This window comes from Rhizobium aethiopicum (assembly GCF_900094625.1).
GTDB classification, from domain to species: Bacteria; Pseudomonadota; Alphaproteobacteria; order Rhizobiales; family Rhizobiaceae; genus Rhizobium; species Rhizobium aethiopicum.
On the sequence record NZ_FMAJ01000009.1, the window covers coordinates 116,954 to 135,285 of the forward strand.

At 61.9% G+C, this 18,332-nt stretch carries 16 protein-coding genes and 1 tRNA gene; 6 read left to right on the forward strand and 11 right to left on the reverse strand.

The genetic code is table 11. The features are described from left to right. Position 1: 1 nt before the first annotated feature. On the reverse strand, positions 2-1,696 hold the full coding sequence (locus GA0061105_RS19875; RefSeq protein ID WP_245304381.1) for a glucosidase family protein: 1,695 nt from the start codon (positions 1,694-1,696) through the stop codon (positions 2-4). 418 nt (positions 1,697-2,114) lie between these two features. Here GA0061105_RS19875 and GA0061105_RS19880 point away from each other — a divergent pair, with 418 nt between their 5' ends. Beyond that, positions 2,115-3,296, forward strand: coding sequence for an ROK family transcriptional regulator (locus GA0061105_RS19880; RefSeq protein ID WP_092752381.1), 1,182 nt, complete (start codon positions 2,115-2,117; stop codon positions 3,294-3,296). Between the two features lie 149 nt (positions 3,297-3,445). After that, the gene (locus tag GA0061105_RS19885) at positions 3,446-3,739 is read left to right on the forward strand and encodes a helix-turn-helix domain-containing protein (RefSeq protein ID WP_064692543.1); all 294 of its coding nucleotides are present in this window, start codon (positions 3,446-3,448) and stop codon (positions 3,737-3,739) included. Positions 3,740-3,771: 32 nt separating this feature from the next. On the opposite strand, the gene GA0061105_RS19890 is transcribed toward GA0061105_RS19885, so the two are convergent. Next, positions 3,772-3,984, reverse strand: a complete 213-nt coding sequence (locus tag GA0061105_RS19890; protein ID WP_064801730.1) for a hypothetical protein — start codon at positions 3,982-3,984, stop codon at positions 3,772-3,774. Positions 3,985-4,170: 186 nt separating this feature from the next. On the opposite strand from GA0061105_RS19890, the gene GA0061105_RS19895 reads away from it, so the two are divergent. Continuing rightward, positions 4,171-4,404, forward strand: a complete 234-nt coding sequence (locus GA0061105_RS19895) for a DUF982 domain-containing protein (RefSeq protein WP_092752383.1) — start codon at positions 4,171-4,173, stop codon at positions 4,402-4,404. 64 nt (positions 4,405-4,468) lie between these two features. Here GA0061105_RS19895 and GA0061105_RS19900 read toward each other — a convergent pair whose 3' ends face one another. Next, positions 4,469-4,690 (reverse strand): hypothetical protein, encoded by a 222-nt coding sequence (locus GA0061105_RS19900; RefSeq protein WP_092752385.1) that lies wholly within the window; start codon positions 4,688-4,690, stop codon positions 4,469-4,471. Between the two features lie 32 nt (positions 4,691-4,722). Here GA0061105_RS19900 and GA0061105_RS32485 point away from each other — a divergent pair, with 32 nt between their 5' ends. Further along, positions 4,723-5,175 (forward strand): hypothetical protein, encoded by a 453-nt coding sequence (locus tag GA0061105_RS32485; RefSeq protein ID WP_141130222.1) that lies wholly within the window; start codon positions 4,723-4,725, stop codon positions 5,173-5,175. An 87-nt stretch (positions 5,176-5,262) separates the two neighbouring features. Beyond that, entirely contained in the window at positions 5,263-5,895 is a 633-nt protein-coding gene (locus GA0061105_RS19910; protein ID WP_092752389.1) for a class I SAM-dependent methyltransferase, read from the forward strand. An 81-nt stretch (positions 5,896-5,976) separates the two neighbouring features. Here GA0061105_RS19910 and GA0061105_RS19915 read toward each other — a convergent pair. From GA0061105_RS19915 to bcsN, 7 genes are all read right to left on the reverse strand, one after another. Then, a tRNA-Pro gene (locus GA0061105_RS19915) sits at positions 5,977-6,053 on the reverse strand. A gap of 99 nt (positions 6,054-6,152) precedes the next feature. Further along, a complete protein-coding gene (locus GA0061105_RS19920) occupies positions 6,153-6,821 on the reverse strand; it encodes an HAD family hydrolase (protein ID WP_092752391.1) in 669 nt (222 codons plus the stop codon). Between the two features lie 78 nt (positions 6,822-6,899). Beyond that, positions 6,900-9,260 (reverse strand): cellulose synthase, encoded by a 2,361-nt coding sequence (locus GA0061105_RS19925; protein ID WP_092752393.1) that lies wholly within the window; start codon positions 9,258-9,260, stop codon positions 6,900-6,902. After that, positions 9,257-10,303 (reverse strand): family 8 glycosyl hydrolase, encoded by a 1,047-nt coding sequence (locus tag GA0061105_RS19930; protein ID WP_092752395.1) that lies wholly within the window; start codon positions 10,301-10,303, stop codon positions 9,257-9,259. The genes GA0061105_RS19925 and GA0061105_RS19930 overlap by 4 nt, the downstream gene beginning before the upstream one ends. Further along, positions 10,300-12,756: a cellulose biosynthesis cyclic di-GMP-binding regulatory protein BcsB gene (locus GA0061105_RS19935; protein ID WP_092752397.1), complete on the reverse strand. Its 2,457-nt coding sequence runs from the start codon at positions 12,754-12,756 to the stop codon at positions 10,300-10,302. The genes GA0061105_RS19930 and GA0061105_RS19935 overlap by 4 nt, the downstream gene beginning before the upstream one ends. Continuing rightward, positions 12,753-14,945 carry a UDP-forming cellulose synthase catalytic subunit gene (gene bcsA / locus GA0061105_RS19940; RefSeq protein ID WP_064692534.1) on the reverse strand — a complete coding sequence of 731 codons (2,193 nt, stop codon included), beginning with the start codon at positions 14,943-14,945 and terminating at the stop codon, positions 12,753-12,755. Before bcsA ends, GA0061105_RS19935 begins: the two co-directional genes overlap by 4 nt. A 56-nt stretch (positions 14,946-15,001) precedes the next feature. Continuing rightward, complete coding sequence (gene bcsN / locus GA0061105_RS19945) at positions 15,002-15,982, reverse strand: cellulose biosynthesis protein BcsN (RefSeq protein ID WP_092752399.1); 981 nt, start codon at positions 15,980-15,982, stop codon at positions 15,002-15,004. Positions 15,983-16,296: 314 nt separating this feature from the next. Between bcsN and GA0061105_RS19950 the strand changes: the two genes are divergently transcribed. After that, positions 16,297-16,611, forward strand: a complete 315-nt coding sequence (locus GA0061105_RS19950; protein ID WP_064692696.1) for a DUF1236 domain-containing protein — start codon at positions 16,297-16,299, stop codon at positions 16,609-16,611. A 32-nt stretch (positions 16,612-16,643) separates the two neighbouring features. Here the strand turns inward: GA0061105_RS19950 and GA0061105_RS19955 are convergent, their stop codons facing one another. After that, entirely contained in the window at positions 16,644-18,290 is a 1,647-nt protein-coding gene (locus tag GA0061105_RS19955; protein WP_092752526.1) for an ATP-binding protein, read from the reverse strand. Positions 18,291-18,332: the final 42 nt, after the last annotated feature.

Genomic DNA, 18,332 nt, shown 5'->3' on the forward strand with positions numbered 1-18,332 from the left:
ATCACATCGGCTCCGAATTTGCGGCGTCAAGCCCGTATTTCAAAACAACGGCCGCCGGCATCGCGCTCCAGCCCTGAAGCAGCGAGCCGCGTCCATAGGGCGGCGAGAAATATTCCACCGCGCCGATCCAGCCATTGGCGAGGCAGGTTTCCCACCAGCGCGTCAGCGCGTAGCGGGCGCCTCCAAGTCCGAGACGCAGGCGTTCCTCGGCATAGACGCCGTCCCAATAGGGCCAGTCCGAGCCGTTGTGATAGCGGTAGGGAAAGGCGGTTTTTGATCGCAAATCGCCCTGCCGTTTGAACGGCGGATAGGCGCACATCACACCCCAGCTGCCATAGGGCTGCTCTTGATTGTGACGCGTTTCCAACCTGGTTTCAAACGCTCTGAGCAGACCGATGGCCTTCTGCCGCGGAATAGCACCGAAACGCGACAAGGTCAGGCTGTCGAGGGCCAAATGATCTTCGACAAAGGCGCCTGATGTCCCATAGTCGAGATATCCACCCGTTGCCGGCACAAACAACCTGGCCTCGATTTCTGCGCGGGCGAGTTCTGCCGTTTGGCGCGCGCGCTGGGCAAGCGCCGGGTCGAGTTTCTCGCCAAGCCGCGCTACCGCATCCATGGCGCCGACGAAAAGACCAAGATCGTACGAGACAAGCCCTTCGCGAAAGACGTTGTCCGCCCAGTCCCGATCGTTGCGCGGTTTCAGCGGCAGAACGCTATCAGGACCAGCCAGACGGAGGTACCGGTCAGTGATTGCCTTGACTGTTGGCCAGTGCAGCTGCGCCTCGGCTAAATCTTGCGTTGCGCTGACATAGTCATTCAGGAAAAGAATGAAGAACAGCGGGCTGTCGAAGTGGTCGCTCCACCAGTCCTGCGGACGGTTGTGGTATTCCGGAACTGCCCTTTTGTGGGTTTTGGGATTGGCCTTGCAATCCGCGACGAAGCGTTGCCAAGCGTCCGACTGCGCAGGTCCGGTCAAGATTACGCCGCTTGGCGCTTCTCCATCCGGCTGCACCCCCTTGGCGAGAAGGCGAATCTCCTCGCGCACGGCCTCAGGTGCAAGCGTCAGCAGCGGCTGCATCGTCCAGTAGCCGTCACGGTAATAGGTCCGCGCCGGAGCGCTATAGGCCTGTCCGGCGGCAAGACCGGCGAAGGCGCCATTTTCCTCGCGCCTTATGCTTGAAAGGGCTGCATGTATCCCCTGATTGACCATGCTGCGCATCAGCGGGTCGGCGCCGGGCATCATATCGCAACGCGTTACATATTCCGCGGCTTCGGCGATGATGGTTGCATTAGTGAGGTCGAGCGCTTTCTCGGCTTCGTCTCTCGAGGCGCCGACGGCAATCCGCAGGCCGGAATCGAGAGCTTCCACGATAAGGACGCCCCAGCCCATTTCGAAGGCCTGCCAATGATCGCTCCGAGAGACCTTCGCCCTCGCGTCCCGCCCATCCGGCTCGTGCCACCAGGCGCAGCGGCGCGCTGGGTAGATGCCCTGCAGGCTCACTCCGCTGATCAGCATCACAGGCCGCGACTGCGCGACAAACACACCGCCCTGATTCGAGACGAACCGGTTGGGCGCGTAGGTATACGGGCCGGTTATCGGAGAAAACCGCACACGCCCCAGGCTGCCAACGCCCCAAAGGGCGAGATCGGCATATCCGTCCGGATGAACATCCGCCTGAAGACGAGGCGCCATGATCGGCAGCAAGACGGCTGCATCGGCTGAAAGCTGTCCATCCGCCGCGGCCTTTATCATGGGCATGACCCTGGACGGCGGCGTCGACGATCCAGCAAAATGCGAAACGGAAAAATAGCTGAAGCAGCTTGGGCCGGTTGCTCCATGGGCGATCTTGGCGCGTGCCAGGCGACCCAGACAATATGTATGACGCATACTTGTCCTCGACCCTCTTTCAATCGCGCATTTTCATTGCACGTTGATCCCAGCCTACAGGCGGCTCCCCTTTTGTCAAGGACGTAGACAAATTACAGGCTTCCGTGTAGTGAACTCGGCTGAGGAAACGAGCTTTATGACCCCGGCCGATCATTTCATGGTGGTTGAGCCCCAGTGCCCGTTCATCGTTAGGTACAGGCTTCGAACTAATTTGGAGCAGCGGATGGCAATGACGTCCTCTATCACACAGACTCCCATCGCACGGAAAATCTCGACCAACGCAGTCATCCGCACCGTATTAGCCAACGGAAAGATCTCTCGGGCCGATATCGCCAAGCTGACCGGCCTGTCGAAACAGACGATTTCCGATGTCGTGCGCGATCTTGAGGATGATGGGTGGCTGAAACCTGTCGGTCAGACCGATGGTCGCCCCGGTCGGAACGCCATCATCTATGAAATCAACGCAAGGGCTGGCTTGGCTGTCTCCATAGATCTGGGGGGCACCAAGATCGCTGCGGCGATTTGCGATCTCTTAGGAAACGTGGTTGCCGAAACCAAAGTGCCCACCGACCCGCGCGGCGGACCGCATCTCGTCAACCAGTTCAGTGACCTCATCGCTCAACTCGCGCTTGCGGCCGGGACGACCGCCGACAAGCTGCGTCTCGTCGTTCTCGGCAGTCCCGGCGTGCTGGATCCGGCCACCGGACATATCAACGTCGCGCCGAACATTCCCGGCATTGATGCAATGGATCTGCGGCAGGTTTTCAGCGACAGGATGGGCATCCCGGTGGTCGTCGAAAATGACGTCAACCTCGCTGCACAGGGCGAGAGATGGCGGGGGCACGGTGTCGAGGTCGGCAATTTTGCTTTCGTGGCGCTCGGGACGGGAGTCGGCATGGGCATCATCGCCAATGGCGCGCTGCTGCGCGGCGCGCGTGGCGCGGCCGGCGAAATCGCCTATCTTCCACTCGGCGGCGATGCTTTCGATCCCGGCGGTTTTACGCTGGGAACCTTTGAGAGCGCGGTCGGCAGCGTCGCAATGCTGCGCCGATATGCCGGTTTCGGCGGACGCAACGCCTCTACCGTGGCCGATCTCTTCGCTGCGTTCAATGCGGGCAAAACGAGCGCCATCGCCGCAATCGAAGAGACGGCAAGGCTGGTGGCAGTCGCCATTGCCGCCATCGGAGCAACTCTCGACCCTGAACTGGTGATCACCGGCGGCAGCATCGGCGCAAGGCCGGAGCTCGTAAATGCCATCCGGCGTTTTCTCCCACGGTGCACGCCTTACCCGCCGCGCATCGAGATCAGCCGCTTCGGCAACCGCGCCGCCCTCATGGGAGGAATGGGGATCGCCGTCGAGCGCATGCATGACGATCTGTTCGGAGTAAAATTGCGGGAAGCCTGAAGACTGATAGAGGGCGCGAGTGCATTCGCCGTGGCGAACGATCCGCTCCAAACGAGGCGTCCGCACAAGGCAGATCATCCCGCCTGATGAGTCCGCAATCAACTGCCGGGCCACTTGCGCAGCGCGGCAAATGCGCTAGATTTTCCATCATGATAACAGCAACGCAGATACGCGGCGCGCGCGCCATGATCGGAATGAGCATCGAAGAGCTCGCCGCTGCAAGCGGCCTGCCGGTCGATACCGTGACGGCGCTGGAAAAGGGCGAGTTCGAGGGTGAGCCGCATGCGCTGTTCGACGTGCGCAGCACGCTCGAGGCGCACGGCATCATTTTCCTGTCGAGCGGCAACCAGGATGAAGGCGGCCCCGGCATCCGATTGCGGGCACGCACGTCAACGGATGACGGCATTCGGCCGGAAAATCTCAACGCCGCCAACGACGACTGACTGAACAGATCCGACGTCGCGGGAACCGCATGTCAGAGATAGGTCTTGGCAAGATCGGCGAGTTTGCCGCCGTCTCTCACGCCCTGCCTGTAAAGCTGAATAATGACCGCACCGATCCTCTCGGCCTCCGGCGTCGTCCTGACGAGGCCGCGTTCGTCGCAGACCTTGTCGAGCACTTGCGAAAGCAGATCGAGATCTTCCGAAAAGAGCGGTAAATCATGCGGATGAATTGATGATCGTAACATCACGCCGCACATCCCTCCGAGGGCAAACGCATCCACGCTTGCATCGCCGGACGCCCTCCGCAACCGACAATGAAAGTATTATGCGCGAGGGTCCGAATTTTAGCAACTGCGCAAATTCCTGCGGAACAATATTTCCGCACGCACGTTACCGCCGCGTTTCGTAACAGGAATTAGCGAGTGCAAACGTTGAGCGAAAAACGCTTTCCCTCACCCGTCCGAGTCTCTTCTCCAACCAGCAGTCTGATCGTTTCCACCGCCTGGGATGCCGTCGAATATGTGAAACGATGGCCGGGCAAGCGCGGGCGCGATTATCGCGTGGCGCTCCAGCATTGCCTTGATGCGCTCGACGGACTGCGCAGTCCACGCGCCGCACGGGCTTCCTTTGTCACCGCGGCGAAGACGGCCGGGTTGCTGTTGTGAGATGGTTCAAAAGCGTCGCGACATTTCATTTTCGCTTCGCCATTCAATCTTGATCCAACGCGCTTCAGCTGTTGCGGCCACCGCCGGCGACGACGAACGGGGGTGGACCGAAGCCTTCCATGATCACCTTGGCGGCCATTTCGATCACGCGCTCCTCGGCAAGTTCGGCAAGCGCAAGGGCGACGTCGCCCTCCGGCCAGCCGGCCTCGACTGCCTCGTCCGACAGAGCCTGAAAAGCGCCGGCGAGAGCCTGCCGGCAAGTTAGATTCTGGTTCATATCCGCCATGCGCTCGCACCAGGCTATCTTCAAGAGGGAGAATGCTAGTCTACACCTGTTCGCAAAAATGCGAAGCGGTAGAAGGTTCTTTTCAGTTCAAAATCAGGCAATTCAGCGTACATTTCGGTATAGTGTTAGAAAATGAACGATTAATCATCCATCTATTTGACGAACCATCCAAAAGACCGAGAAGAGTTGCTTATCAACGCCCCCTTTTAACGGGCAATTTCATCGCATCATTACTTCAAATGGTCAAAGCCGAAGCCGATGCACCGACCATTTTTCCGCCACAACAGCGCGGTTCCGAATTTCGCCCGTTTCAGCATCTGCACGGCAGCCTGTCAATCAGCTTCGGGAGTATTGCCGGCGCGAGCATGACCATCGATCGCATCGTGATGAAGAGGAGCTTAAAGGATGCGGGCCGATCGGCATCGGAAGATGGCGCTGAAGCGCCGCAAATGATCGACCGCAGCATCAACGGTTGCCGGCTTTAATCACCTTAATACCATAACTGCACCACACTGCAGTCAAACTCCCCCGTACCATTGGCTCCGGCGCGCTCACTTTTTTCAGGAGGTAAAATGTCTGTCGAACTGGACGCTACTAGCTATGTTCACGCCAAGCCAGCGACCGCTCATTCCTATATCTTGCCCACCGTCGTCGATGTTCTTGAAAACAGTTTTAACGAGGCGAACGAAACGGCGGTCTTCGACCTTGGTTGCGGCACCGGCGGCGCGGCCTCCCTGCTTGCGGCGAAGGGCTACGATGTCGTCGGCGTCGATCCGTCAGAAGACGGCATCGCGAAAGCGAAAACGGTGCATCCCGATCTACCGCTGGAAATCGGTTCCGGCTACGAAGATCTTTCCAGCCGATATGGGACCTTCGATGCGGTGATCAGCCTGGAGGTCGTGGAGCATGTTTACGACCCCAAGGCTTTTACTGCGACCATGTACGATCTGGTGAAACCCGGGGGGATCGCGGTCGTATCGACGCCTTTTCACGGTTACTGGAAGAATCTGGCTTTGGCGGTAAGCGGGAAAATGGATGACCACTTCATGCCTCTCAAGGACCACGGCCATATTAAATTCTGGTCCCCTGAGACACTCAGTACGCTGCTGCTCGACACAGGCTTCGAAGACGTCGACTTCGAATATGTCGGCAGAATTCCGCTCCTGGCAAAATCGATGATTGCAATCGCGCAGAAACCGCACTGACGAGCCGTTCTCTACCACGGCCACGCACGCGCGGCACTCACCGTTAGCGTAAAGTTCTGACTGGGATTTCAAGGGGATAAATGGTCGGGGCGACTGGACTCGAACCAGCGACCCCTTGACCCCCAGTCAAGTGCGCTACCGGGCTGCGCTACGCCCCGACCTGCCGAAACGGCTTGCTTCGTTTAGTTTTTCGGCGCGTGCAATGCAAGCAGAAAAAACCTGCTTCCGACAAAAAGCAAGCAGTTCGCCCGTAACGGTCAAATCGCGGCGAGCTTCAGCCGACCTTCGGCGGTCTGGCGGGGTTGCCATGATCGGTAGTTGGCAATCGAAAAATGCGGTGTTTCGAAAGGCGTGGCGTGGGTTTCGGTGATGACGGTGACGTCGGCGCCAGCGGCTTCGCCAGCGAGGATCCCGGCGACCGCGTCTTCGAAGACCAGGCATCTGGTGGGATCGACCCCGAGGCGGCTTGCACCGAGCAGATAACCTTCGGGGCTGGGCTTGCCGGCCCGGACCTCCTGACCGCTGACCATCACCTTCGGCGTCGGAATGCCCGCTGCTGCCATGCGGCGCCTGGCGAGTTCGATCGGCGCCGAGGTGACGATCGCCCATCTGCCATCGGGAATGGCGTCAAGGAAGCGGACGGCATCGGGGATTTCGACGATGCCGGAAACGTCTTCCATCTCCTCGGCCAGCAGCAGATCCGCCTCGTGAGCCGGATCGACGCCCGGCAAGCCGAGGCCGCGGATCACGTCGGAGGCACGGATGCCGTGAATCGTCTTCAGGAAAACCTCGGGCTCGAAACCATAACGTCTCGCCCATTCGCTCCAGACGCGTTCGACGACGGCAATGGAGTTCAGCAGCGTTCCATCCATATCGAAGAGGAAGGCATCATAGGATCTGTCGAGGACGTCATGGCGATCGGGCACGGTTGTTTCCTTGCGAGGACGAGGCAATCGGCAGCCTCTCCGGCAGCCGACTAACCGAGAGCGGCCACCGCGTCAACGTCAGTCGTTGGCGTCCGGATGCGTGACGGCGCGAACATCGGCCAGACCGCGGACGGCGTCGCGGTTGCCGGTCGCGGCGGCGGCTTCGAAGATACGCGTCGAGTCGCCGTACATCTTCAGATTGAGGTAGCAGTAGCCGCGCAGAACCATCAGGTCGATGCGCTCCTGCTGCAGCTGGGCGCGCTGATCGAGATAGATGAGGGTTTCGCGATAACGTCCCGCGTCGAAGGCCGACAACGCACGATCGGCGAGGATTGCCACCTGCAGTTCGGCGGCGCGCTGGCGGGTCTGTGGCGCCTTGGTTGCCGCAACGGCGGCATTGTTGGAAAGGCCAGCGCGCAGATAGGCGAGGCTCTGACCATAGGCTGCGTCCTCGCGGATCTTGCGGACCGGGCTCTGCAATGCCGTCTCGAAGGCTGAGATCGCCTCCATCGGCCGGTTGATATCCATCAGGCACCACCCCCGCGACAGCGCCTCGCCTGGCCCGAGCTGTCCGGCGTCGATGGTCGTCGAGCAACCCCATGCCCGGCGCGAACCACGCTCGACAGTCACCGTCTGCATCGCCGGCCTTAAGGCGCGGACTACGACCTCCGGTTCTGGCGGCCGCACAGCGCGCGGCTCGGTCGTAAGCGGCTCCGTGGCAGCCGCCCGACGCTGCTGCGGCACTACCGGCTGGGCCGGCTGCTGCGGGGCAAGCGGCGGCCTAGAAGCCTGCGTGTCGGCATTCGACGCCGGCAAGGAGGTGTCCCTGAGATTGGCTATCCGCGCCGACCGGCCGGCCCAGGCGCGCTGGAGGTCGAGTACGCCGTTTCGGTCGTTCAGCTGTTCGCGGGTGACGGCAAGGCCGTAGGCGGATGGTTCGTCGTCCGATTTCCAGGCAAGCGCGGTTTCGAACCAGCGCACGGCGGTCTGGAACTGGTTGAGGGAGCGGGCATACCAGCCGAACTGCTGCGCTGTCGGCACATATTTCCGAGCGATGATCTCGGCGGCGATCCGATGAAGCACGTCCTCGGTCAGATCGGCCGGCGGCTGCAACGCCATCAGATTGGCGGTGGCGGCAAGATAGGTCGCCGTCGCCTCATCGGAATCGGCGCGCCAGCGGAACATGACGTCCTCGGCTTCCTGAGGCGCCTTGCGGGCGATCAGCGCCAGCGCCAGCCCCTGCGAGGCGGCCGCCGTATCCTCGTTGGTCCGGGCGGCGCGAAACCACTTCTCTGCATCGGCAGGGTTGTTGCGGCGAAGCTGGTACCAGCCGAGCAGCAAAGCATCGGAGGCAAGCCCCTGGCTCTCGGCGAGCTTTTCGAGGCGAGCAATATAAGCCGGCGCTATGGCGAGCTTCGGGTCGCCATTGCCCTCGGCGACGAAGCGCCGGGCAAGATTGTCGCGGACCGCATCGAATTCCCTGCCGCCGTCGACAACGGGCTTTTCCAGCGCAAGCAGTGCCTGCATCGGCTGGTAGTCGAGCAGCGCCGAGGCTTTTTCGACCGTCGCCTGCCGCTCGGCGGCATTGGTGCAGTTCTTCAGGATGTAAGTGTAGGCATCCTGCCCGCGTTGCGTCCTCTCCGTCCGGATAAAGGCTTCTGCGACGCGCCAGAGCACATCGATCTCGCTGCAGGTAAGCAGGCTCGGCGTCGCAGCCGCGATGTCGACCACCGTTGCATATTGCTTGAGATCCGACGCGTTGATCAGGCGGGAGCGGGCTTCGGCAACACCAAGCCGGTCGATGAGATCGGGCGGCGGCTGCCATCCGGCATCGGCGGCCTGACGGTCGGCGATCGCTTTGCGCAGTTCCGCGTAGCGGCCATCGGAATAAAGTTTCCACATGGCCTCGAGCTGCTTGTCGCCGTTTTGCGGCACGGCGAGTGGATCGGCCGGCGGAACCCAGTCCGGATAAAGCGCCTGCAGCCGAGAGATTTCAGCCTGCAGGCGCACCTTGTCGCCGCGGCTAGCGAAATAGCGCAGCGCGCTTTCATCGACGGCAGGAGGTGGGGCGGCGGCCTGTTGAGGCGCCGGCGGTTCGGAAACGACCGCCGGTGGGACCGCGGCCGGCTCTGCAGCTGTCTGAGGCGCGCCAGGCTGCGGCGCTGCAGGCTGCTCCGCGGCGGCATTCGGCGCGCGCGCGTCCGGTGCGGATTGCGGCGCAGACGTAATCGCTTCGATCTTGTCGGCGACTGTCTCGGCGTTGAATTCGGAATTGCCCGCGGGAGCATCACCAGGCTTGATGCCGCCCATCATCATCAACTCCGGCTTAGCTGCGGAGCCAAGGCCGAACTTTTCCTGCAGGGCGCCACGATCCTTCAGCCCGGTGATGAGGGTCGCCACCACGACTGCCGCTGAAATCGCCACGAGAGAAGATTTCACAGACACTCCGGATGCTTCTCCCCGATATAGGCCAGCCCCAGCAGCTGAAGCGTGGACGGATAATAGAGTGCCGGCGCAAATTGCAGCGCCGAGACCGGCAGCTTGGTCCCGTCGACTACACAGGCCACAACATCGTTAACAATCCTATAACCAGGATCCGGCAACGGCGTCTTCGGCCGGCCGGTGGTCAGATCGATGGTGGCGGGAATGCCGTCCTGGGACATCCCCTTTCGCAGGCGGTTCAACAGCGTCTTGTCCGTGATGCCCCCGCGAGCGAGGTAGAGTGGAATGCGCAGGGCATTATAGGCAAATTCGGCGTCGAAACCCTCTGCCGGCCGCGGCGCGCCGCTGAGGCTGACCCACTCGGCAGGGAGCTTGCGCGGACCGAATTGCATCGTCTTCAGCAGCGCCACGCCATCGTCCGACAGCTCTTTCCAGGCATCGGAGGGAGCTAGCGCCGCCATGACAGGCATCGCCTCGTAAATCCAGTAGGAAGGATTGACGACAGGGCCGTCATCACGGTCGGCGGCGCCAAAACCCTCGCTACCCGGCATCAGCAGCGTCCGGCCCGCCGAGCGCACGACGGTCTCGGCAAGCAGCGCCTGCGCTATACGGGAGGCGGCGAGGATGTAGTCGTTGCGCTTCCATGCGGTGCCGGCAAGCGCCAGGGCATAGGCGATCAGAATGTCGCCATCCGTGGCATTATTGGTGTCGGTCACGTGCGGTTTGACGTTCGGATCCCATTTCCAGACGGCCAGGCCGTCGTCGCGCAATAGTAGTTCGGTGCGCGTAAAATACCAGATCTGCTCGAAATCCGCCGGGCTTGCCGAGAGATAAGCGAGCAGCATGCCATAGCCCTGCCCTTCGCTGTGGCTGATATTGCCATTGCCGTTATCGATGATGCGGCCGCTCGCATCGAGAAACTTTGCCTTGTAGGCGGCCCACGCATCGGCGTTGATCATCGCCTGCTGTGCGATGGCGGACGGGCTCGCGGGGGCGAACGCAGCCGTCGCCGCAAGCAGGAACACGCGCCACCACCTCATTTCGACCGACCCAGCGTTTTGAGCATCCGCGAGGTCGCGACGCCGATCAGCAGCAGGAAGACGACAAGCAGCGAGGCATATGAAAGGATATTCGTCGACAACCAGTTGGCGGCGATCAAGCGGTAGTTGGCGATCGACCAGGGAGTAGACGGGACGAATTCAAAACGAGTGACAGGCACCGTATCGATCTTGCCGGTCTTGCTCGAATAGGTGGTGATATGGCCGGATATTTGCGGCCAGTTCAGCTGACCGGTCAGCACCTCGAGCCCTTCACGCAGGTCCTTGGCCGAAGGCGCCGCCACCACGGTCCACGAGCCATCTCCCAATGGGCTGGAGCCTTGCGCAACCATGAGTGTGTCGACGTTTGACGGGGTGAAGACCTTCTCGGCGCCGGGGATGAATTGCAGCGAACTGCGGGTAATATCGAAATTACGCCCCAGCCATTCACGCAAGGCGGTGATGCGGCTGCGCAAGATACCGCCGCTCACCTTGGAATTCCACTCCTCGAAGGCCGTACCGGTATCGACGACACCGGGCTGGGTGTCGGCCACGGGACGCCAGGAGGCTTGGCTCGCGGTGGAGACATTGGCCTGCGTCAGCGCCGTTGCCGGCATCTGCGAAATCGAGCCGATGAAGATGGCGTCGCGATCCCCGATCGTGTTCGGCGAAGCGACGGTTTCGACGGCGACCGGGTGACCGGCCATCACCGCCATCTGGCCGAGCAGCGTGGCGGCGGCCGAAAGCGTATCGGCATCGACGCGATCGATGAACAGCGGCGTCGGTTCCGTCGTCCGGCCATAGGGATAGGCCGTGCCGGACATCGCGGCCAGGTTCGGACGCTGCCCGACACGTGCAAAATCCGGAATGTGCACCTCGGAGGTATCGAATAGGGCAAAACGAGGATTGGCACCGGCGGTCGCACCGGGAGCGCAAGCGGCATCGTCCTTCGTCATCAGGATCGTCTCGATCGCGACCGTATTGAGACCGGGTTTGAAATGGCGCATCGTCACGCGGATCGGCAGATGGCGGAGAATGCCGCCGGTGGTCGAGGTCAGCGGCACGGTGGAGGCGATGTTATCGTTGACATAGATATCGATGTGGCTGCCGGGCAGCACATTGTCGGTATAGGCGGCATCGAGCAGCACCTTCGCCTCGCCATAGGCATTGGCATAGAAATCAGCCGGCACTGCGATATTGAAACTGGTGCGGAACCGCCGGCCAGAAAATTCCGTGGTCTTCACGCCCAGTTGCGAGAGGGCGATACGGGTGTCGGAAAAGACCAGCGGTGCATTCGGAGCGCTCCAGCGCTCGGTGGTCAGCGCGTCGCGGCGGACGTCCGCCGACCTGTCCGTCGGCGAAACGATCGTGTCGATCGCCGAGGAGACTGCCTGCCAGGACGGGCCGCTGATCAGAAGCACCGGCGAGCCGCCGCGCGGATCGGTCACAAAAGCTGCGAGCGGCGCAGTTTCGGCGCCGGCCGGCAGGCCGGGAAAGAGCGGCCGCAGCTCCGCGGCGGTCCCGACGAGCACCCCGAGCTTGCCAGGACCGGCGGCCGGAAGCGAAGTGGTGCTGAAGGCAAATACCTGGTTCGGCATGCTGCTCAGCACCGACAGACCCTGTGCCAGCCGTAACAGCGGCATGGTCGTCCCCGGCTGCTCCAGCGCCGGCACGACGATGTCAAACTCCGTCCTGCCGGCACCGTCGACGCCGATGGCGCGGATCGCGTCGGCGCTCGAGAGCTCCGCGGCATTGCCGCCGGCAAAGCTCAGATAGGTTCCGGCCGGATCGATATTCGACCATAATTCATAGGTGGACTGGATGCTGCAATCGGTGCGATGGCGTTGCTCTGCCTGGAAGGTCACCAGGTTGGCGCCCGGCTGCAGCAGGCCGGAGGGAACTTCGAAGGTGACGGCGGAGGTGCCGTCCGCCGAGCTGATCCGCTGCTGGCCGATCGGGCGATTATTGAGATAGACGGTCAGCGCCGAGGCTTCAGGCGCGACAACGATCGAATTCTGGTAGGCGAAGGTGAAACTTGCCTTGGCGGCTGCCTGCTCGGGCGTCAGGTAAACAGACCATGACCGGCGGTCATATTCGCCGCCGAGGCTGAATTTCGAAAAGGGCACAAGATAACGTCGGACATCGCTTGAGCGCGGCTGCGAAGCGGCGTTTGCCGCCGCGCCAGACCGAGGTGCCGGCGCCGCGGCCTGCGGCTGGACGGTGATCGGCGCAGGAACGGGCGCACGCGCTGACGGCCCCGCCGGTGCGGGCGTTACCGAGATGGCGGGCGTGACAGGAACCGGCGCGGTCGCTGCGGGCGGAGCGGGCGGCGTCAGCCTCGGGGCCGTGGACGCACCGGGCGGCCGCTCGCCGGACATATCGAAGGGCGCCGTCAGCGCCTGGGCGACAGCGGTAGCATGCAAAAGGAGAAGCGAGGCGGCGACGATCTTTCTCATCCGGCATTGACCTTTGCCGCCTGCTGCTGCGCCTCCCGTTCCGGCCGCATGCTGCGGAAGAGGTAAACAAGGCCGCGGCTGGTCTGATAGAGCGACATGCCGAGGAACCAGATGGTGCCGCGGATCAGGCCGGGATTGCGGCGCCGCGATTCCTGGAACTGTGTCCACTGATCGGAATTGGCAAACATCAGATCGGCAATCAGGCGATGGTCGAGCGCACTTTTCGGTACATACTGGCAGCCGACATTGCTGATATCGCCTGATGGCTCGATGTTGCGGACGATGAGCGGCAGGGTTTCCAGTTCCGCGCCGCTATAGGGTCGGAAGCGCATCTCGCCGGCGGCGCCGACCATCAGCTCATCGAGATGCTTGTTGAAGATATGCAGCCTTGCACCGTGGACGGAGACATCCTCGATCGAGGCCGCATACCACTTGCCGTTGGCGTAGAACTCGCAGCGCCGGTTGACGCGGACGCGGCGCGACAAGGCGCGCTCGCCACGTTCCGACACGACACCGAGCGCGCAGCCGGCCATGATCAGATTGATAATGTTCCACGCGCCGACGACAAGCGTGACGTCGGCCTTATAGGGCTCGGCATAGATCCTGTAGAAGGTGATGACGAGCGCGATGATCTGCACCGCAAAGATCACGAAGAACGGCCGACTAATCTCCGAGAGGCGGCTGACGGCAATCGATTCGTCCTTGGCGGTGACCTTGAAGCTCGGTTTTCTCGGGTTGAGCATGACCGAGACGACGGCCGGCAGCAGATGCACGGTCTGAACATATTCGTAGAGCTCGGAAATCCACGGCCAGCGGAACGACCCGTAAAGGTAATTCTGCATCATCAGATTCACAAGCATATAGGCTAGCGTATAGGCGAGGAACTCGCCGCCGGAGGCCGTGAAGATTTCCAGATCGAAGAACAGGTAGAAGAGCGGCGCGAACAGGAAGATCGTGCGCGGGAACGGGAAGAGCCAGAAAAGCGTGGATGACATGTAGCACAGGCGTTGCGGGATCGACAGACCGCGCTTCAAAAGCGGAAACCGGAAGCGCAGGATCTGCATCATTCCCTGCGCCCAGCGGCTGCGTTGGCCGATGAAGCTTGCGAAGGTAGCGGGCTGCAGGCCGGCGATCAAAGGCTTGTCGACATAGATGCTGTTCCAGCCGCTGCCGTGCAGCGCCAGCGCCGTCTCACAATCCTCGGTAATGCTGATACCGGAAAAGCCGTTCTGGGATTCCAATGCCCTGCGGCTCAGCACCGCGGCCGAGCCGCAAAAGAAGGCCGCGTTCCATTTATCGAGGCCACGCTGAATGATGCCGTAGAACATCTCGTTCTCGCTCGGCATCTTGTCGAAAGTGCGCAGGTTGCGCTCCAGCGGATCGGGATTGATGAAGAAATGCGGGGTCTGGACGAGAAAGAGCTTCGGATCGTCTTCGAAGTAGCCGACGGTCTCGAGCAGGAAGTCGCGGGCCGGAGCGTGGTCCGCGTCGAAGACGGCGATGAGTTCGCCGGTCGAATGTTTCATGCCGTTGTTGAGATTGCCGGCCTTTGCATGCTCGTTGCGGTCGCGTGTGAGATAAGTGACGTCGAGGTCGTGGCAGAGCTGCTTCAGCTCGACGTGGCGAGCCGCGGCCGCCTGGGCCTCCAGCAACTTGCCGGAATTGCGCTTCTGCAGGGTGCCGCCATCGTCCAGCAGCCAGACATGCAGCTTGTCGGCCGGATAGTCCATGGCCTTGGCGGCAGCCAGCGTGTTCCCCAGCAGGCCGGCATCCTCATTGTAGGATGGCACGAAGACGTCGACGTGAGGTAATCGCCCGGGATTGGCGGCGCGCGACGGGCGCGACGGAAGCGGTGTGGCGACGATGAAAAGGCTGAGCGCAAGCATCGCGACGCTGTACATTTCGGCAAGGTAGAGCAGCAGGCCGGGAATGAAATTCTCGGGCTGGTTCAGAGGCGGCAGCGTGTTGGTGGTGCGCCAATAGACGTAGCGCAGCACGATCGACGTGCCGAAGGCCAGCGCCACCAACCGCCACGTCCCCTCGCCCCTCAGAATCTTGATCAGCGCCATCACCGTGACGACCGTGATGCTGGTGATGAGCTGGGTCTGCAGATTAACCGGCAGGGTGATCAGCACGATCATGCAGAGCGTAACCACGGCCCATATGAAGACACTGCGGGCTTTGCGCATCTACGTTCCTTCGAAATTGCTCCACCGGGGCACGGTCAGGCACCCCGGCACGCTCGTTATCTCCGGCAGACGGCCGTCATGGCCGCGTCGCCCATGCAGTCCGGCGAGGGTACGGTGGCGCCGATCGCTCTTGCCGATTGTTCCAGCGGGGCGGCGGCCGCGTCCGGCGCTGCACTCGTCTGTGGCGCCTCGCTCGGCAGCGGCACGCGCGGACCGATGGGCGCGGGCAAGGGTGCGGCGCCTTGAGCCGGTTGCGGGCTCGGGGCGCTGCGAACAGGTGCCTTCCGAGGCAGACGGACTGCGGCGGGCGCCGGCTCATAACCGATCGGCATCGGGCTCGGGCGATATCCGCCCTCATCGGGATAGATCGGTTCACCGGTACGCCCGAGCGCCGCGTCGGCAGGCGGCGGGTTACCGTACGGATTCCAGGTCAGGCCGTCGAAGGTGCCGGTGATGGTATAGCCGTAGACGATGCCGAGCAGCTGGCGCTCGGTTGCGCGGGCATCGCACAGGCGCAGGCGCAGCTGGATCATGCCGAAATTGCGTGCCTGGGTATTGGCGGCCGCGCTCGAGCGGATCTGCTGCCAGGCATAGATGCAGGTGTCCCCGGCGCGGCTGCGGCCGGAGGCATAGCCGAAGGGACCATAGGCGTTCTGCAAGAAAGTCGCCGATGTCGCCATCGGCACGCCCGGGGCCGAACGGGCGACCTCGCGAGCAATGCCGCTCTCGTTGATCATGCTGAATTTGGCATTGCCCATCCCGGGATTGGCTCCCGAAGCGCCAAGGAACTGGGCCTTCAGAAAATTCTGGCCGGGAACGGACGATGAGGTAAACAGCGAGATCGTCTGTTCGACGCCATTGCCGCGCTTGCGCTCGACGACGCTGATAATCGACGGGCCGCCCGGCGGCGGCAGGACCAGCGCCTTCTCAGGCGCCACCATCTCCGGCCCTGAAGGCTGTCGCACACCGCCTGTCGACGTGCAGCCGGACATTACGCCCGCCACGGCCACCAGCGATATCGTCTTCCCCAGGCGCATGTCTCGAGCCGCCGTAATCGTCTTTCCAGATATCCATTCGCAGACCGAACGCGACGGACCTTCGAATCAACGGCCGTCCGGCCGTTCACCTGACATAAATCGCCGACATGGTTAACGAAGAGTAAAGAGCCCGACCCTGACGCCATCGGACGACTCGCCAAACCTGATTCGGACGGCTCAACCGTATGGTGCATAAATCAGTTTAGCAACAAACAATTGGCACCCCGACTCGCCACGAGGGCGAGAGGGTGGCGGAACTATGCCGTAAGGCCGGCGTTGCCTTGATGTCCAAGTTCAAAAAGGAGAACATCCTCATGCGCAAGATCGTGCTGGCCACGGCCGCCATGCTGACCATTTGCTCGACCGCCTTCGCACAGAGCACCGTCGTCGTCACCGACCCCGCACCAACCGGCTCCGTCGTCCTGCCCGGCGAGGTGCGGACCTATGTGATGGAGCAAAACACGCCATCCATCGTCTATGACGGCGAGATCACGGTCGGCGCAACGCTGCCGGATACGGTTGAAGTCCATACCGTGCCCAATGTCGACGGCTATGGCTACACCGTCATCAACGAGCGGCGCGTGATCGTCGAGCCGAAGACGCACCGCGTGATCCAGGTTCTCGAATAGGGGTTTGGGGGCTGGAGACGCGCATTGCGACTTCACGTCCCCTCTTCTCCCGCTCTCACAGGCACGTTCAGGAGTTCGCGGATCTTATGGGCGAGTTGCTCCAGGCTGAAAGGCTTGGCGAGCAGCGAAACGCCGTGATCAAGCACACCATTGTGGACGATGGCGTTTCGAGTGTAGCCCGTCGTGTAAAGGATCCGGATCGCCGGCCATTTTTCTTGAACGGCATCGGCAAGCTGACGTCCGCTCATCTGCGGCATAACGATATCGGTGAAGATCAGGTCGACGTCGCGATTCCCCTCCAGAAGCAGAAGCGCTTCCACGCCGCTTGCCGCTTGCAACACGGTGTAACCGAGTTCGTGCAGGCTTTCGGCGGTCATGGTGCGGACGTGCTCATCGTCCTCCACCACCAGGATAGTGTCGTTGACGCTTCCCTGGGGAATCGGTTGGGCGCCCGCGGCGGCAAGCCGAGCATCCGCCTTGCCGACATGCCGCGGCAGATAGATTTTCAGCGTCGTTCCCCGGTCGATCTCTGAATAGATCTTGATGTGGCCGCCGCTCTGCTTGATGTAGCCGTAGACTTGGCTCAATCCCAGACCGGTCCCCTTGCCGGGTCCTTTGGTGGTGTAAAACGGGTCGAAGGCGCGGTCGATTACATCGGGCGACATGCCGGTGCCAGTGTCGGTAATGCTGATCATCACATACTGGCCAGCCTCGACCTCCGAATGCATACGCGAATATCGCTCGTCAAGTTCGGTGTTGGCGGTCTCGATCGTCAGATGGCCACCGCCGGGCATGGCGTCGCGCGCATTGACGGCAAGATTCAGCATGGCGTTTTCGAGTTGGCTCAGATCCGCGAAAGTCGGCCAGAGGCCGCCAGCAAGCACCGTCTCGATCCGGATATGTTCGCCGAGCGTGCGCCGCAGCAACTCCGACATGCCGCCGACCAGCTTATTGACGTCGATGACCTCCGGGGCCAGTGGCTGCTGGCGCGAGAAGGCGAGAAGACGCGCGGTCAATACAGCGGCCCGCTGAGCTCCGTCTCTGGCATTCTGGAGGGAGTTCAGCAGGCGCGGATCTTCGTGCCCGGTCATCCGCCGCTGAGCGAGATCGAGGTTACCGATGATGATCGCCAGCATGTTGTTGAAATCGTGGGCGACGCCGCCGGTAAGCTGACCGATGGTCTCCATCTTCTGCAGCTGGCGCACCTGTGCCTGGGCGGCGGCGTTCTCGTCCATCTCATGCCGGAGTTCGGCCGTGCGCTGGGCCACCGTCTCTTCAAGGCGCGCGTTGAAGCTGTTGAGTTCGCTGCGCAGGCGGCTCTGCCTGCTGTGGGCGGCAACAATCAACTCCATTAGGCCAACGATGATCACTGCATTGATGAAAAAGGTCGCAAGACCAATCCATTGACTGGCGCTTACCGGCCAGAAAACATCGTGGGGCTCGACGAAAAACTGCTGGACGATGAAACCGGCGAGCATGGCCGCCACAAGGCCCGGTCCGGCACCGCCCATGAAACTTGCGAGCAGGATCGCCGGAAGGAAGCTCAGGAACGGAAAACCGGAGAGATAGTCGCTGGCGGCAAGCCTCAGCAAAAAGGTCAGACCAACAAAGGCAACGGCCAACGGATAAGTAAAGCCCGGCCTGTGACGCAGCCAATCCGTGGCACTCAGAAAATCCATCCCACACCCCTTATCGGCCGTCGCGGAGACGGCATCCAAGCT